The organism is Hyphomicrobiales bacterium (genome assembly GCA_002869065.1).
Classification (GTDB): Bacteria; Pseudomonadota; Alphaproteobacteria; order Rhizobiales; family Rhodobiaceae; genus Rhodobium.
In genome coordinates this window covers 99,002-113,170 of record PKTR01000006.1, presented here as the reverse complement: position 1 = coordinate 113,170, position 14,169 = coordinate 99,002, and the positions used below count along the sequence as shown (strand labels likewise).

14 protein-coding genes are annotated in these 14,169 nt (G+C 63.3%); 4 read left to right on the top strand and 10 right to left on the bottom strand.

Annotated features, from left to right (window positions below):
• Position 1: 1 nt before the first annotated feature.
• Positions 2-1,501 carry a histidine--tRNA ligase gene (locus C0606_15630; protein ID PLX36145.1) on the bottom strand — a complete coding sequence of 500 codons (1,500 nt, stop codon included), beginning with the start codon at positions 1,499-1,501 and terminating at the stop codon, positions 2-4.
• 268 nt (positions 1,502-1,769) lie between these two features.
• Positions 1,770-2,510: a hypothetical protein gene (locus tag C0606_15625; protein PLX36144.1), complete on the bottom strand. Its 741-nt coding sequence runs from the start codon at positions 2,508-2,510 to the stop codon at positions 1,770-1,772.
• 237 nt (positions 2,511-2,747) lie between these two features.
• Here C0606_15625 and C0606_15620 point away from each other — a divergent pair, with 237 nt between their 5' ends.
• The gene (locus tag C0606_15620) at positions 2,748-3,437 is read left to right on the top strand and encodes a cyclic nucleotide-binding protein (protein ID PLX36143.1); all 690 of its coding nucleotides are present in this window, start codon (positions 2,748-2,750) and stop codon (positions 3,435-3,437) included.
• A gap of 522 nt (positions 3,438-3,959) precedes the next feature.
• Here C0606_15620 and C0606_15615 read toward each other — a convergent pair.
• The 6 genes from C0606_15615 to C0606_15590 all read right to left on the bottom strand — a co-directional run bounded on the left by C0606_15615 (position 3,960) and on the right by C0606_15590 (position 8,817).
• Positions 3,960-4,328, bottom strand: coding sequence for a hypothetical protein (locus C0606_15615; protein ID PLX36142.1), 369 nt, complete (start codon positions 4,326-4,328; stop codon positions 3,960-3,962).
• Between the two features lie 257 nt (positions 4,329-4,585).
• Positions 4,586-6,223 carry a chaperonin GroEL gene (gene groL, locus C0606_15610; protein ID PLX36141.1) on the bottom strand — a complete coding sequence of 546 codons (1,638 nt, stop codon included), beginning with the start codon at positions 6,221-6,223 and terminating at the stop codon, positions 4,586-4,588.
• 159 nt (positions 6,224-6,382) lie between these two features.
• A complete protein-coding gene (locus tag C0606_15605) occupies positions 6,383-6,670 on the bottom strand; it encodes a co-chaperone GroES (GenBank protein ID PLX36140.1) in 288 nt (95 codons plus the stop codon).
• Positions 6,671-6,836: 166 nt separating this feature from the next.
• A complete protein-coding gene (locus C0606_15600) occupies positions 6,837-7,481 on the bottom strand; it encodes a DNA-3-methyladenine glycosylase I (protein ID PLX36139.1) in 645 nt (214 codons plus the stop codon).
• 56 nt (positions 7,482-7,537) lie between these two features.
• Positions 7,538-7,960: a hypothetical protein gene (locus tag C0606_15595; protein PLX36138.1), complete on the bottom strand. Its 423-nt coding sequence runs from the start codon at positions 7,958-7,960 to the stop codon at positions 7,538-7,540.
• Between the two features lie 92 nt (positions 7,961-8,052).
• The gene (locus C0606_15590; protein ID PLX36137.1) at positions 8,053-8,817 is read right to left on the bottom strand and encodes a hypothetical protein; all 765 of its coding nucleotides are present in this window, start codon (positions 8,815-8,817) and stop codon (positions 8,053-8,055) included.
• A gap of 216 nt (positions 8,818-9,033) precedes the next feature.
• Between C0606_15590 and C0606_15585 the strand changes: the two genes are divergently transcribed.
• The 3 genes from C0606_15585 to C0606_15575 all read left to right on the top strand — a co-directional run bounded on the left by C0606_15585 (position 9,034) and on the right by C0606_15575 (position 11,828).
• A complete protein-coding gene (locus tag C0606_15585) occupies positions 9,034-9,714 on the top strand; it encodes a hypothetical protein (GenBank protein PLX36368.1) in 681 nt (226 codons plus the stop codon).
• 57 nt (positions 9,715-9,771) lie between these two features.
• Positions 9,772-10,674, top strand: coding sequence for a hypothetical protein (locus C0606_15580; protein PLX36136.1), 903 nt, complete (start codon positions 9,772-9,774; stop codon positions 10,672-10,674).
• Positions 10,675-11,057: 383 nt separating this feature from the next.
• Positions 11,058-11,828 (top strand): L,D-transpeptidase, encoded by a 771-nt coding sequence (locus C0606_15575; GenBank protein PLX36135.1) that lies wholly within the window; start codon positions 11,058-11,060, stop codon positions 11,826-11,828.
• A gap of 151 nt (positions 11,829-11,979) precedes the next feature.
• On the opposite strand, the gene C0606_15570 is transcribed toward C0606_15575, so the two are convergent.
• Together C0606_15570 and C0606_15565 are read right to left on the bottom strand one after the other, a co-directional pair.
• Complete coding sequence (locus tag C0606_15570) at positions 11,980-12,219, bottom strand: hypothetical protein (GenBank protein ID PLX36134.1); 240 nt, start codon at positions 12,217-12,219, stop codon at positions 11,980-11,982.
• 184 nt (positions 12,220-12,403) lie between these two features.
• Positions 12,404-14,002: a malate synthase A gene (locus C0606_15565; GenBank protein ID PLX36367.1), complete on the bottom strand. Its 1,599-nt coding sequence runs from the start codon at positions 14,000-14,002 to the stop codon at positions 12,404-12,406.
• Positions 14,003-14,169: the final 167 nt, after the last annotated feature.

Sequence of the window (14,169 nt, the reverse complement as noted above, 5' to 3'; positions counted from 1 at the left end):
CCTAACCGTCTGACTGCTGGTCGGCCAGCAGCTTTTTCACCGCGGCGACGAGATCGGCGCGGGCGACTTCCAACTGCGCCGGCCGGCTCTCACGCCAGGTGGCGTTGTCTTCGATTTCGGCTGCCGCCTTCTTGCCCTCGATCAGATCCTTGATCTGGACGATGCCGGCCTCGCGCTCGTCCGAGCCCTGAATGATCGCGCAGGGACAGTTGCGCCGGTCGGCGTATTGCAGCTGTTTGCCGAACTGCTTCGGATTGCCGAGATAGAGCTCGGCGCGGATGCCGGCGGCGCGCAGCTCCGACACCATCTGCTGGTAGTCGGCGACCGCGTTCTTGTCCATCACGGTGACGATGACCGGACCGTCGACGGCCTTCTCGGCGAGTTTGCCGGTCGAGCGCAGTGCCGAGAGAAGCCGCGAGACGCCGATGGAAAAGCCCGTCGAGGGCACCGGCTGGCCAATGAAGCGCGAGACGAGACCGTCATAGCGCCCGCCGCCTGCGACCGAGCCGAAGCGGACCACCTGGCCCTTGTCGTTGGTGACCTCGAAGGTCAGCTCGGCTTCGTAGACCGGACCGGTGTAATATTCGAGACCGCGCACCACCGAGGGGTCGATCTTGACGCGGCCGTCGTCGTAACCCGCTGCCGACACGAGTTCGGCGATGGTACCAAGTTCCTCGGCGCCTTCGCTGCCGGTCTTGCTGTCGGCGACGAGCGCGCGCAGCGCATCGACCGTTTCAGCCGCCGTTGCGCGACCGGCTTCGACGAAGCCGAGCACGATGGCGATGCCGCGCTCGTCGAGCCCAGCGCCCTTGGTGAAGTCGCCGGATTCGTCCTTGCGGCCCTCTCCAAGCAACAGCTTGACGCCTTCGGGACCGAACTTGTCGAGCTTGTCGATGGCGCGCAGCACGGTGAGACGGGTGCCGGCGTGTTCGTCGCCGGCAAGGCCGATCGCTTCCATCACGCCGTCGAGCACCTTGCGGTTGTTGACGCGGATGATGTAGTCGCCGCGTTTGATGCCGACGGCTTCGAGCGTGTCGGCCATCAGCATGCACATCTCGGCATCGGCGGCGACCGAGGGCGCGCCGACCGTATCGGCGTCGAACTGCATGAACTGGCGGAAGCGGCCGGGGCCCGGCTTTTCGTTCCGCATCACCCAGCCGTTGCGGTAGGAGCGGTAGGGCAGCGGCAGTTGCTGATAGTTTTCGGCGACATAGCGGGCGAGCGGCGCGGTCAGATCGTAGCGCAGGCTCATCCACTGCTCGTCGTCGTCCTGCAGCGAGAACACGCCCTCGTTCGGGCGGTCCTGATCGGGCAGGAACTTGCCGAGGCAGTCGGTGTATTCCATCAGCGGCGTTTCGACCGGGTCGAAGCCATAGCGCTCGTAAATCTCGCGCACCTTGGCGAGCATCGCCTCGGTGGAACGGATTTCGGCCGCCTCGCGGTCGACGAAACCACGCGGCAGGCGCGCCTTCAGCTTGTCCGCTTTCTTGTTCTTGGCCATCGGTTCCCGGAACTCCCCGCCCGGACACGTCGCGGGCCCGGCCCGGCGGTCAACGGTGCGTCTGAAACACTTCGCGCGCCGGTCCGGCGCGCCCCACTTGTCGTCGGAGCGCTTCGCGGTTCTGGCAAGCGGCTCCGTTGCTGATCTGATGAACGTCGTTCGTCGCCCAAATCGCCCGGATTTGAACGGACCATGCTCTAGACGAAAGCGACCGGCAGGGCAAGGTTGCGCGCCGCACGCAGCGGCCGGAAGCCGGGCGCTTTGCGGCTCAGAACCGGCGCCAGGCGACAACCGACAGATAGTTGGCGTTCTTGCGGCTGCCATCATCGACGACCCCAAAGGTTGCCTTCACCCGGAACGGGCCGGTCTTCACGCCGAGAAAGCCGAATCCGGTGAAGCGTTCGGTGCCGTAGTCGTCGCGGCTGAAACCGATCTCTGGCCCGACAAAGACCTCCTCGTCGACCTCAAGGCCGGCGAACAGCTTGCCGTAGGTCGCGTGATGGCGGGTCTTGGCCTCCGCATAGGCCGTGACGAGCAGGTTGGGGATCGGCTTTGCCCAGCCCTCTGCCATCACGGCAAGTGCTGGCCGGAAGCCGGTATCGTCATTGGTCGGATCGCGCCGCATCAAGAGGCGATAGTCGGCCAGCCCGCCAACGAGCAGCGCGACGCCATAGCGCGGTTTGACCAGTTGATAGCCGGCCGCGAGACCGCCGCCGAAATCGACCGTGCGGATCAGTTTCTTTCGTGGACGCCGACCGATCGGCGCGCGCATTTTCTTGCGGTACCGGAACTTGCCCGACGAGAAGGTGATGCTGACGATCGGCCCCGTCTCGTCGATGCTCGACAGCGGCGCGAAGCGGGTCCCATAGGTCGAATATTGCTGATTGAAGGCGACATGAGCGTCGGAGAAATACAGAAAGCGGCGCAGCGCCTCCTCGTCGTCGGCGCGTGCAGCTGTCACTGCCATCCCTGCCCCAACCGACACGGCGAAAACCGCGCCGGCACGCAACACTGTCACGTTCGACCCCCAGTCGCGAACGCATCCACGGGCCGCACCACCACAACCCGGTTTCTTCAGTATCCTACCTCCGGTAGCGATGCGCTATCCCCGAGTGTGATCCCCGGGCGCCGAAAACAGGGTTGTGCAGGGCTTTTTTGTCCCGATATGCCGCAGCGGAACGGCTTTGCGTGAAATTTACCCCTGCATGCCGTAATCTCGGTGTGGCTACAGAGCGGAGGGGCGACGATGCGGCTCAACAAGGACATTCTTCAGAACAGTTTTTCGCTTGAAGGACTGGCCGACGATCTCGCCGAGGGACTTGCCGAGCTCGCCAGGTCGGTGAAGCTCGCGAATGGCGAAACGCTGTTTCTTGCCGGCGATCCGGGCAACGGGTTCTACGTCGTCTTCGAAGGTTCCTTGAAGGTCAGCGTGGTCAGCCATGACGGCGAGGAGCAGTTGCTCGCCGTGCTCGGTCCCGGCTCGCTGGTCGGCGAACTGGCGCTGCTCGATGGGCGGCCGCGTTCGGCGAGCGTCAGTGCGCTGAAACCGACTCAGCTCGCCTTCGTCGACAAGGCCTCGTTCGACCGCTTCGCGGAAGAGAACCCGGCGCTCTACCGGCATATGCTGGCGATCGTCGCGGGCCGGCTGCGGCTTGCCAACGACGTTCTGGCCGCGCGCAGCTTCCTGCCGTTGTCGGGCCGGGTCGCGCAGACCCTGCTGCAACTGGCGGAATCCTTCGGCAAGCCGCTCGATAACGGCCGCACCCTCATCCACTACAAGCTCAGCCAGGCGAACCTCGCCAATATGGCCGGCGCGGCGCGAGAGAACGTCAACCGGGTGCTGAACGACTGGAAGCGGGCCGGCACGATCAGCCGTATCTCCGGCTACTACTGCATCGAAAACCGCGCGGTGCTTGAGGCGGCAGCGGAGCTTTAGCTACGGAACTGCCGAGCCCACGCACGGTTCTCTTTGGTTCAAATGAGAGCCATCCAGAGGTCTTTGCCGGGCACCGTGCCTGGCCCCACTCACTCCCCGTCACCCCGGCCTTGAGCCGGGGCCTATTGCCCATATCGGAACGGTATTGCTTTGGCGGGTCTTTGTTGGCCGCCCCCCTTTCACCGCGTCATCCTCCGGCTCGACCGGAGGATCGGATAGCCCAGTCATTGGCGTCCCGGCGCTTGCACCGGGATCATCAGCCTCATTGTGCATCCCTCCCGGCCGTGCCGGATCGAGCGCGACCCTCCGGTCGAGCCGGAGGATGACGGGAGTGGGAATGGGAGGATGACGGGTACGGGAACAGAGAGCGGGAGTTAAGAACGGAAGACGGTGGGCGACAAAGCGTAGGTGGCGCATGCGCGAAGTTCAGACGTACAGCGCCCTACCCCAGAAACGCCGAAGCCCCGCCTTTTGGGCGGGGCTTCTTTCCGGGAGGGTGGGCTCCCGGGGCGGGAAGATTGCTTAGTCGCAAACCTTGACCCGCTTCTTGATGATCACGCGCTCGCCGTAGCGGTTCCAGCGCTTCTTCTTGATCGTCGTCCAGTAGCACTCGCGCGGGCCATAGGAGTTGGCGATGATCGCGCCGGTGGCGAGGCCGAAGACCAGGCCGGCAGCGGCCGGGCCGTAGTGATGGCGGCGGTGATGGCGGTGACGCCAGCCAACCTTGACGACGTTGGCATCCGATCCGTCGGTGGTCGCGACCGCAGGGGTCAGCGCGGCGTTGACGTTGGCCATACCGGCCGAAGCCGAGGTCGTCGTGACTGCAAGCGAACCGGCCAGAAGGGCGGCGGCGGTCAGGGTGCTGATGGTGGTGGTGGCGAACTTCCGCATGGCTGTATCTCCTCTTGGGTGGGGTCTCTCCCCCGTGTTTGATGCATTCCCGTGTTGTGGGCGTTTGTTGTTTCCGCCCGTCGATGATTGAACTCTAGCGAGCCCCGCCAAATCCGGATGTGACGCCCGTCACGGTTTTGCACTTCACCCAAAAACCCGCATATTTCTGCGGATAACTCCCTTTGGAAACACCCTTTCAGACAAAAAAAGAGGCCGCCCGGAGGCGGCCCCTTCGCAATGTCGTCGGTGGGGATGGATTAGAAATCCATGCCGCCCATGCCGCCGCCCGGCATCGCCGGCATGCCGGCGTCCTTCTTCGGCAGCTCTGCAACCATCGCCTCGGTGGTGATGAGCAGCGAAGCAACCGAAGCGGCGTCCTGAAGCGCGGTGCGCACGACCTTGGTCGGGTCGATGATGCCGGCCGCGATCATGTCGACATACTCTTCGGTCTGGGCATTGAAGCCGAGCTTCGGATCGTTGGCTTCGGAAAGCTTGCCGACCACGATCGAGCCTTCGACGCCGGCGTTCTCGACGATCTGGCGGATCGGGGCCTCAAGAGCGCGCAGGACGATCTTGATACCGGCGGCAACGTCGGCGTTTTCGCTGTCGAGCTTGGCAACGGCTTCCTTGGCGTGCAGGAGAGCAACACCGCCACCCGGGACGATGCCTTCCTCGACGGCCGCGCGGGTCGCGTTGAGGGCGTCGTCGACGCGGTCCTTCTTTTCCTTCACTTCGACTTCGGTCGCACCGCCGACGCGGATGACGGCAACGCCACCGGCGAGCTTGGCCAGGCGCTCCTGGAGCTTCTCGCGGTCGTAGTCGGAGGTGGTTTCCTCGATCTGCGCCTTGATCTGCGAAACGCGGGCGTCGATGTTTTCCTTGTCGCCAGCGCCGTCAACGACGGTGGTCTCTTCCTTGGTGATGGTGACGCGCTTGGCGGTGCCGAGCATGTCGAGGGTGACGTTCTCGAGCTTGATGCCGAGGTCTTCGGAGATGACCTGGCCGCCGGTCAGAACGGCGATGTCCTCGAGCATGGCCTTGCGGCGGTCGCCGAAGCCCGGAGCCTTGACGGCTGCAACCTTGAGGCCGCCACGCAGCTTGTTGACGACGAGGGTCGCCAGCGCTTCGCCTTCAACGTCCTCGGCAATGATGAGGAGCGGACGCGACGACTGGACGACGGCTTCCAGAACCGGCAGCAGAGCCTGCAGGTTGGCGAGCTTCTTCTCGTGCAGCAGGATGTACGGATCGTCGAGCTCGGCAATCATCTTGTCGGCGTTGGTGACGAAGTACGGCGACAGGTAGCCACGGTCGAACTGCATGCCTTCGACGGTCTCGAGTTCGAACTCAAGCGCCTTCGACTCTTCGACGGTGATGACACCCTCGTTGCCGACGGTCTGCATGGCTTCGGCGATCTTCTCGCCGATGATGCGCTCGCCGTTGGCCGAGATGGTGCCGACCTGGGCGACTTCTTCCGAGGTGTTGATCGGCTTGGAACGGCTCATCAGATCCTTGACGGCTTCGGCAACGGCCATGTCGACGCCGCGCTTCAGATCCATCGGGTTCATGCCGGCGGCAACGGCCTTGGCGCCTTCCTTGACGATGGCCTGGGCGAGCACGGTCGCGGTGGTGGTGCCGTCACCGGCGATGTCGTTGGTCTTCGAGGCCACTTCGCGCACCATCTGGGCGCCCATGTTCTCGAACTTGTCCTCGAGCTCGATCTCCTTGGCGACGGAAACGCCGTCCTTGGTGATGCGCGGCGCGCCGAACGACTTGTCGATGACGACGTTGCGGCCCTTCGGACCAAGCGTGACCTTCACCGCGTTGGCGAGGATGTCGACGCCGGCGAGCATCTTGTCGCGGGCTTCGGAGCCGAATTTGACTTCTTTTGCAGACATGAATCTCTGATCCCTATTCGTCCCGATCGCTCATCTTCTTGGCCAGTCGGTGCAGCGCCCAAGCGGCGCCAATGCCGACGGCGAGAACAAGCAGCAACTGCCATTCTTCAGTGATGAACGGACCGGATGTCATTGTTCAGATTACGAGCACACCGGCGGTCAGCCGATGATGCCCATGATGTCGGATTCCTTCATGATCATGACGTCCTGACCGTCGATCTTGACCTCGGTGCCGGACCACTTGCCGAACAGCACACGGTCGCCGGCCTTCACATCCATTGCGATGTGCTTGCCGTCTTCGTCGCGGGCGCCCGGGCCGACGGCGACGACTTCGCCTTCGGACGGCTTTTCCTTGGCCGAGTCGGGGATGATGATGCCACCAGCGGTCTTTTCTTCGGATTCCACGCGGCGAACGACCACACGGTCATGGAGAGGGCGAAAATTCATCGCTCGAACTTCCTCACGCTTGTTGAAAGGCCCTGTTAGCACTCACCCTAGTCGAGTGCTAACAGTCGAGCGCTGATTTAAGAATGGCGCCTGAGCATGTCAACAGCGCAAAGTCGGATTTCTGCGTAGATAGCCGAAAAACACGACCTTTTTCGCCGTTGAAGCGTTATCGCGGGCGCTGGAATGCGCTCCGGTCGGTCTCGACCTTGGAGCGAACGAAGCACCCTTCGAGGTGGTCGTTGACCATGCCCATGGCCTGCATGAAGGCATAACATGTGGTCGGACCGACGAAACTCCAACCCCGCTTCTTGAGATCTTTCGACAGCGCGGTCGAAGCGGGTGTCTTGCCGAGTGCAACAAGCGAGCCGTAGTCGAGCGTTTGCGGACGGTCGTCGGCGGTTGGCTCGAAACGCCAGAAATAGGCGGCGAGCGATCCGAACTCGTCCCGCAGTTCCAGCGCGCGGCGGGCATTGTTGATGGTTGACACGATCTTGCCGCGGTGGCGCACGATACCGGCGTCGCCGAGAAGGCGTTCGATGTCGGCGTCGCCGAAGACGGCGACCTTTTGCGGATCGAAACCGGCGAAGGCACTGCGGAAATTCTCCCGCTTGCGCAGGATGGTCAGCCAGGACAGGCCGGACTGGAAGCCCTCCAGGCAGATCTTTTCGAACAGGCGATTGTCGTCGCGAACGGGTCGCCCCCATTCGTCGTCATGGTAGGCCTGATAGAGCGGGTCATTGCCGGGCCACCAGCAACGGCAGGCACCGCTTTCGACGTCCTCGATCAAGCCGTTCCTGTGCTCGACAGCCATCGCGCCATCCTTGCTGTGTCGGTATGAGGTGAGTGTGCAGGCGAGGCCTCCAGCTCCTAACGGAACCAGACGACCTTGGCGCGTTTGGTCCGGCAGCGGAAACGGTAGAACGAGTCCGGCCGGCCATCGAGAACGCGGATCGTTCCCGCGACGAAGAACCGGTTGCCCTGCTCTGCGTAGAAGCGCTCGATGGACACGATCCGCACGCGGCTCCTGGTTCTGCCGCGATAGACCTTACGGGCGAAGCGCTTGCACGAGCGGAACGCACGGCGCGCGATCGGGCGGCGGCCATATCCCCACTGGACCGGCCGTACCGCGGACGCGGGTGTCGAAATCTCGGAGCGAACAACCGACGTCGCCGCACCGGTGGCGACCGTGCTGCCGGCGAAACCCGGCGCAGCGCCGAGAACGACACCCGGCACAGCAACGCTAAGGGCGAAGAAAAGAGACCGAACGCGCCGCAGGCCGGGCGTGATCATTGCGGTCCTCGCAATCGGTTTCAACAGGCGCATAGTCGTCGCAGGGTTGTCCCCCCGCGTCAAGTCAAGCCAGCGCGAACCAGCGGTCGCACTCAGGCGAACAAAGCGTCGATGTCGTCCTGTGATGCAATATCCTCGGAATCCTCCAATGCCGGGCCGTTAAGCAGCGCCTTGTCGCCTTCGCGCTCGGGCATTCTTTCGGCCTCGACATCCTGGAAACTGTCGATACCACCCCAGATATCGATCATCTGATTGATGTGATCCTCGATGAATTTGAGGGTCGACACCACCTTGGTGATGCGCTGTCCGGTGAGGTCCTGGAAGTTACACGCTTCGAAAATCTTGACGACCTTGTCCTGAATATCGTTGGCAAGGTCCTGATCCTGCCCCTTCAGGCGGGCCGACAGTGTGTTGGCGTCTTCGTCGATCACCTCGGCCGCGGCCAGAATCTTCTCGGTGGCGTGTTCCGTGCCATCGACGACCGCGTCCAGTTCGTCGGTGACGCGGGTCATGCGTTCAGGATCGACATTGGTCTTGTGCAGCGTGGCGATCTCGCGCTTGGTGCGATCGATGGCCTCGTGGATGATATCTAGTTCGACCTTGAGCTTGCGCGCCTCGCGCAGTTCCTCTTCGGAATAGCGCGCCGCCGTCGCATCCTGTTCGGCCGCGGCAAAGTCCTCGTCGGCGGCGTCCACCACGGCGCCTGGATTGCGGGCCGACTGCTTGATCAGGCTCTTGATTTCGGCAAGTTCGATCAGAACTTCATTGCAAGCGCCATCCGACGGGGCTGCCCCGGCATCGAATTCACTTTGCCGGTTCATCCGTTCGATACGAAATTGTTTTTTGCGATCAATCATCTGTTTTCAAGCCATAGAGGAGACGCGAGCCCTGCGCAGACGACAAATGCTACCAAGCGCAGCCTTAATGAAATCCTTACCGGCCCGATAAAAGGCGAAGCGCTTGGAGAGCGCGTCATCAGCCGCTAATGTCGCAAAACCCGATTGGAAGAGAAGGCTTGGCGTTCGGTGCATCGTCTGGTTCGCGTTCTGTTGATCTGTGCGTTCTGCCTCGGCATGGATTCCGTGGCCTCCGGGATCGGGGCCGCGCAACCGCGTTTTTCCGACAAGCAGTTGATGGACGGCTTCATGCGCACGGTGTTCGGGCTCGAATACCGCACCTGGAACTGGCAGCCCTACCGGGTGAAGAAATACACCCGCACGGTCCGCTTCCACATCGTCAACATGGCCCGCCGCGACCGCACCGCGGCCGCGCGCCGTTTCATCGGCAGCCTGAACGGCGCCATCCGCGGCCTCACGACGACCATCGTGTCGCGGCAGAGAGATGCCAACTTCACCATCTTCGTCGTCGACCGGCCGCAATATACCGAGGTCGTGCGGCGCGAGATCTACGACGATCCCAAGGCCGATGCGCCGGGCCGATGCCTGGTTCGCGTGTTGTCGGACTCGCGGGGCATCTCGTCGTCGACCGCGGTAATCGTTTCCGACGAAGGCGAGTTCCTGTTCCGCCGTTGTCTTGTCGAGGAAACGTTGCAGGGCCTCGGGCCGATGAACGATGACCGCACGCTTTCCTACAGCGTCTTCAACGACCAGTCCCGCCACGACCGGTTCACCACCTTCGACCGCTTCATTCTCAATATGCTCTACCACCACCGGATCCGGCCGGGCATGTCGCGCAACGAAGCGCAATCGGCGCTGCCCTCGGTGTTGCGCGACGTCCGCCGCTACGTCCGCTGAAACGATCTTGCCGGTGACGCGCGTTTTCGTTTCCTTCGCGCCCCGATCCGCGCCACAATGCGGGTTCACAGTCATTCGACGGGCAATGCCGGGGCGGCGATGTCGGTTTGGGTCGAATTCGCGGACGGGAAGGAGCCGACAGGCATGATGCGAAGGCTGGTGCTCGTCCTGCTCGTGATAGCACTTGGCGCGCTGTCGGCCGCGACCGGCGGAGGGCCTGCGGCGGCGGGCAAACGCAGCCCGGCTTCCGTCGTCAACTCCTACAGCGACGCGCAATTGATCGACGGCTTCATGCGTACCGTGTTCGGCGCCGAGGACCCGGTGCAGAACCGGCGGGCGAACCGCAACCGGATCAAGAAGTTTCCAGGCCGCGTCCGCGTTCACATCATCAATCTTGCCCAGCCCGACCGCAGCGCGGAGGTGCGCCGTTTCCTCAAGGTGCTGCGCGCTTCGGTGAAGAACCTGAACATCACCGAAACCCGCCACGAGAAAAAAGCGGAGATGATCGTCTTCCTGATCGACCGCGGCGACTACCGGGAAGTGATCGAGGAGACGCTCAAGGGCATGCCGGGCCAGGCCAACAGCCTGCTTCTGCGGCGCAGTGCCTGCTCGGCGGTAACCGGAGGGCGCAACGGCATCAACCTCGACCGCGCCTTCGTCTATATCGTTGCGAATGAAGGCCGGCGCGCGTTCCGCCATTGCATGGTGGAGGAGATCACCCAGAGCCTCGGGCCGGTCAATGACGACTGGCGGCTGAAGGACTCCATCTTCAACGACAGTTCCTCGGTCGAGACTTTCGCGATTTTCGACTGGTACCTGCTGAACATGCTGTACGACCGCCGGGTCAAGGCGGGCATGACGCCGGTGCAAGTGCGCCGCGTTCTGCCGGCGGCAATCGCGGATGCGCGCAAACGACTCTCGACACTGATCGCCAACAAGCGCATCGATATCAGCCGATAGCGCCGCACCCTCCTGCAATGCCGTAGATGTTAACGGGCAAACGCCTTCAAGAGCGTTGTTTTGTCAGCTGTTAACTACGCTTCCTCACGTTTTCCTAACCACGCGAACAAGAACCCGGCACCAATGACGTTGGTAAACGATTTGATTCACCAATCGGTGTGACTCGCGTCCTTAGCCTTAATCTCGGGGAACCGGGTAAGGGCATGCAAGTCGAGGCGTCTTGCCAAACAAACCCGTCACGGTTCTTCGGTCTTAGCGTTCGGCGCCGGTGTCGGCGAGCGAATGTGTGCGACCGACTGTGGAGTTCGGCCCGACCGGACTGCGCCGACCGTAAGCCCGCGCCCAGTGCGCGACCCGTTGACGAGAAAGTGCCGAGTACGTCGATGAAACGTTTTGTGACCCTTTTTGCCATGTCCGCCATCGGGCTGGCTGCGTTTTGCAGCACATCCGAGGCCGGCCAGGCCCGTTACGGCTCCAATCCGCCTCTGCTGTTGAGCCCCAACCTCACCGAACCCTGGTTGTTGCAGTTGCGCCCCGGGCGCCACGCCCAGCAGCCGCGCCGGGTCGAACGCCGCAAGACGCGGCTCTACCGCGATACGCAAATGGCCGTGCCGCACCGCACGTTCCGCGAGCCGCCGCACCAGCGGCCCGTTCAGCAGGTGTCGCTGCAGGCGCGCCCGCGTGTGGCCGCCAAGCCGAAGCGCTCGATTTCGCCGGAATTCATGCCGACCACGGTGTCCTATGACGGCCCGCACAAGCCGGGCACCATCGTCATCAACACCGACGAACGCTACCTCTATCTGGTGGAGCAAGGCGGCAAGGCCCGCCGCTACGGCGTCGGCGTCGGTCGTCCCGGCTTCGAATGGGCCGGCACGCACAAAATCACCCGCAAGGCAGAATGGCCGGGCTGGACTCCGCCGGAGGAAATGCGTCAGCGCCAGCCGGGCCTGCCGCAATATATGGAAGGCGGCCCGAACAACCCGCTCGGCGCGCGCGCGCTCTATCTCGGCTCGACGCTGTACCGCATCCACGGCTCGAACCAGCCCTGGACGATCGGCCACGCGGTGTCGTCGGGCTGCATCCGCATGCGCAATCAGGACGTCACCGAGCTCTATGAGCGGGTCGGCGTCGGCACCAAGGTGATCGTGCGGTAGGGGATTGTTTTTGCGCGATTTCTTATCCGAAAAGTCTGTCAACTTTTCGCTGAAGCGGACCTTCGGTTCGGGAAAGCGCTAGTTCCCGCCCGGATCATCAGTAAACGCTCCGGCCCCGTCAGTGATGGCGGGGCCGGTTTCGTTTTTTCGATCAACTGACTGGCGTCTTGCCGGACCAGCGCGCCGGTTCGCAGTCATGCGAGCCGTCGAAGGTTCCGAGCGGTTCGCTTGCCGTTGCGGGCTCAGCCGGAGTGGCGGTCGGCGTGCCGGTCGACGGGGCCGAGACCGAGCCGGTGGTCGCCGGCTGCGAGGGTGCGGTCACTGCCGGCGTGCCGGTCGCCTGCTGGGCTACAGCGGGCGAAGCTGCGACCATCGCGATCGCGCAGGCCATTCCAAAGAGCTTGAAACTTCCAGTCATGGGGCCTCCTCCTTCTGCCACGACTTCGCGATCATTGTAGCGCGACCTCGGGGCGCCGCGAAATCACGTCCGTGCGCACAGAAAAAACCCCGGCGAACCAAAGGGTTCGCCGGGGCTCCAGGGAGCCGTTCCGCCGGGCTGGCCGGCAGAACGTTTGTTATTTGATGATCTGATAGGCCGGGACCGTCAGGAACGGCTCGAAGGTTTCCGACAGCGACATGTCGCGGAACAGCTTGATGGCTTCCGGGAAGCGGCCGCCGTCATAGGCCGCGTCGCCGACCTCGCCGCGCACCCGCTGCATTTCCTCTTCGAGGCACCGGTCGAACAGCTCTTCGGTGACCGCGACGCCGCCTTCGAGCGTGGCGCCGAATTTCAGCCACTGCCAGATCTGGGCGCGCGAGATTTCCGCCGTCGCGGCATCTTCCATCAAATTGTAGAGCGGCACCGCACCGCGGCCGCGCAGCCAGGCCTCGATGTACTGGACGCCGACGCGAATGTTTTCGCGCAGGCCACCCTCGGTCTTGGTGCCCTGGTGGACTTCCAGCAGCTCCTTCTGGCCGATGCTGACATCCTCGCGCAGCTTGTCGAGCTGGTTCGGGCCCGGCATCTCGCGGTCGAACACTTCCATGGCGACCGGGACCAGATCCGGGTGCGCGACCCAGGTGCCGTCATGACCGTTCTTTGCTTCCCGCTCCTTGTCGGCCCGCACATTGGCGAGCGCCTTTTCGTTCGCTTCCGGGTCGCGGCGGTTCGGAATGGCGGCGGCCATGCCGCCCATTGCGAAGGCGCCACGGCGGTGGCAAGTCTTGATGAGGAGCTGCGAATAAGCGTTGAGGAAGGCCTTGCCCATGCCGACCTGCGCACGATCCGGCAGGACGAAGTTCGGGTTCTTCCGAAGCGTCTTGATGAACGAGAAGATGTAGTCCCAGCGGCCGCAATTGAGGCCGGCCATGTGCTCGCGCAGTTCGTAGATGATCTCGTCCATCTCGAAGGCCGCCGGCAGGGTCTCGATCAGCACCGTCGCCTTGATGGTGCCCTCGTTGAGGCCGAGCGTATGTTCCGCGCGGTTGAATACGTCGTTCCACAGCCGCGCCTCGAGGTGGCTTTCCATCTTCGGCAGATAGAAATACGGGCCCGAGCCCTGCGCCAGCTGCGCCTTGGCATTGTGGAAGACATAGAGGCCGAAATCGAACAGGCCGCCGGAGACCGCCGTGCCGTCGACGAGCACATGAGCCTCGTCGAGGTGCCAGCCGCGCGGCCGGATGAGGAGGACGGCCGGCTTGTCGGACAACGCGTAGCTCTTGCCGCTCTCGGCGTCGGTGAAGTCGATCGAACCGTTCCAGCGATCCTTCAGGTTGATCTGGCCCTCGATCATGTTGCTCCAGACCGGCGAGGACGCGTCCTCGAAGTCGGCCATGAAGACGCGCGCGCCGGAGTTCAGCGCGTTGATGATCATCTTGCGGTCGACCGGGCCGGTGATCTCGACGCGGCGGTCCTGCAGATCGGCCGGGATCGGCGCGACGGTCCAGTCGCTGTCGCGGACATGGGCGGTTTCTTCAAGGAAGTTCGGCAGCTCGCCGGCGTCGAAGCGCTTCTGGCGTTCTTCGCGCAGCTTCAGGAGGCGCTTGCGCTGTTCGTCGAAGCTGCGGTGCAGATCGGCGACGAAAGCGAGCGCTTCCGGCGTGAGGATTTCCTCGTAGCGGTCGCCGAGCGCGCCGGTGATGGCAATACCTTCGGGAAGAGCAATATCGGTCATGGCGTAGGCCTCGTTGAGCTGACGACACGCCGTGCACGCGTCGTCGTCCAGAATTGCGCCGCACTTAACGCCGAAACGGCCTTCAACGAAACCCATCGTAATGGAGGATCACCTTTTCCAAAATGGAAAAGATTCTTTCGTCTAGTGCCAATGCCTGCAGAACAGCC

What these genes read in the sequence shown, in the direction of transcription:
- C0606_15630 (PLX36145.1), bottom strand. Translation starts at nt 1,501, where the DNA reads ATGGCCAAGAACAAGAAAGCGGACAAGCTGAAGGCGCGCCTGCCGCGT.
- C0606_15620 (PLX36143.1), top strand. Translation starts at nt 2,748, where the DNA reads ATGCGGCTCAACAAGGACATTCTTCAGAACAGTTTTTCGCTTGAAGGA.
- C0606_15615 (PLX36142.1), bottom strand. Translation starts at nt 4,328, where the DNA reads ATGCGGAAGTTCGCCACCACCACCATCAGCACCCTGACCGCCGCCGCC.
- groL (PLX36141.1), bottom strand. Translation starts at nt 6,223, where the DNA reads ATGTCTGCAAAAGAAGTCAAATTCGGCTCCGAAGCCCGCGACAAGATG.
- C0606_15605 (PLX36140.1), bottom strand. Translation starts at nt 6,670, where the DNA reads ATGAATTTTCGCCCTCTCCATGACCGTGTGGTCGTTCGCCGCGTGGAA.
- C0606_15600 (PLX36139.1), bottom strand. Translation starts at nt 7,481, where the DNA reads ATGGCTGTCGAGCACAGGAACGGCTTGATCGAGGACGTCGAAAGCGGT.
- C0606_15595 (PLX36138.1), bottom strand. Translation starts at nt 7,960, where the DNA reads ATGATCACGCCCGGCCTGCGGCGCGTTCGGTCTCTTTTCTTCGCCCTT.
- C0606_15590 (PLX36137.1), bottom strand. Translation starts at nt 8,817, where the DNA reads ATGATTGATCGCAAAAAACAATTTCGTATCGAACGGATGAACCGGCAA.
- C0606_15585 (PLX36368.1), top strand. Translation starts at nt 9,034, where the DNA reads ATGGATTCCGTGGCCTCCGGGATCGGGGCCGCGCAACCGCGTTTTTCC.
- C0606_15580 (PLX36136.1), top strand. Translation starts at nt 9,772, where the DNA reads ATGCGGGTTCACAGTCATTCGACGGGCAATGCCGGGGCGGCGATGTCG.
- C0606_15575 (PLX36135.1), top strand. Translation starts at nt 11,058, where the DNA reads ATGAAACGTTTTGTGACCCTTTTTGCCATGTCCGCCATCGGGCTGGCT.
- C0606_15570 (PLX36134.1), bottom strand. Translation starts at nt 12,219, where the DNA reads ATGGCCTGCGCGATCGCGATGGTCGCAGCTTCGCCCGCTGTAGCCCAG.
- C0606_15565 (PLX36367.1), bottom strand. Translation starts at nt 14,002, where the DNA reads ATGACCGATATTGCTCTTCCCGAAGGTATTGCCATCACCGGCGCGCTC.